This window comes from Alkalihalophilus lindianensis (assembly GCF_032843265.1).
Taxonomy (GTDB): Bacteria; Bacillota; Bacilli; order Bacillales; family Bacillaceae_D; genus Alkalihalophilus; species Alkalihalophilus lindianensis.
In genome coordinates, this window is sequence record NZ_JAWJBA010000733.1 from 1 (window position 1) to 251 (window position 251).

At 59.8% G+C, this 251-nt stretch carries 1 protein-coding gene; it reads right to left on the bottom strand.

The features are described 5' to 3' along the window. Positions 1 to 44: 44 nt before the first annotated feature. Positions 45 to 251 (bottom strand): hypothetical protein (locus RYX56_RS26740; RefSeq protein ID WP_317124352.1); only part of this gene is annotated, 207 nt, incomplete at its 5' end.

The window sequence follows — 251 nt, forward strand, 5'->3', positions numbered from 1 at the left end:
AAACGATTCCCGCTAAAAAATCGCCGAAAAGGCATTCTCAATAATTACGCAGCTTTGCCTCGCACAATGAGGACGCCTTCGAAGAGCTTGGCGACACGTTCGTTTGGCGGAACGGCCAAGGCCGCGTCGATCGCGGCTTGGTACAATCCACGTCGACCTGTTGCAGTAGCTCCGTCGGTTGCAACGGAGCCCGAGGTCGGCGCGGCACCTGGCGTCGACGAGGCGGAATTGGCGTCATCGGGGGCCTGCGT